General features: G+C 60.3%; 1 protein-coding gene and 1 pseudogene. Both read left to right on the plus strand.

The features are described from left to right. A pseudogene (locus SB764_RS43370) lies at positions 1-93 on the plus strand (DNA-binding response regulator); the annotation flags it as partial. Further along, positions 90-247, plus strand: a 158-nt coding sequence (locus SB764_RS43375) for a sensor histidine kinase N-terminal domain-containing protein (protein ID WP_410867221.1), incomplete at its 3' end; no start/stop codon positions are given. The pseudogene SB764_RS43370 and the gene SB764_RS43375, both read left to right, overlap by 4 nt.

The raw sequence follows: 247 nt of genomic DNA on the forward strand, positions 1-247 counted from the left end.
GTGTACCGTTTGCGCAAGAAACTCGAACGCAGTTCGGCCTGTATCGTGACGCTGCGCGGGCTCGGCTATCTGCTGGAAGCAAAAGCCGCATGACGCGGCCGAATCTGCGCATACGGGTCGCGCTCCGGTTGTTGTTGCCGCTACTCGTGCTGCTCGCACTCGATGCATGGCTCACCTATCAACGCGCGATGAACGCGGCGCACACGGCGTTCGATCGCACGCTTGAATTTTCACTCCGCTCGATTCG

This window comes from Paraburkholderia sp. SIMBA_027, assembly GCF_046535315.1.
Classification (GTDB): Bacteria; Pseudomonadota; Gammaproteobacteria; order Burkholderiales; family Burkholderiaceae; genus Paraburkholderia; species Paraburkholderia tropica.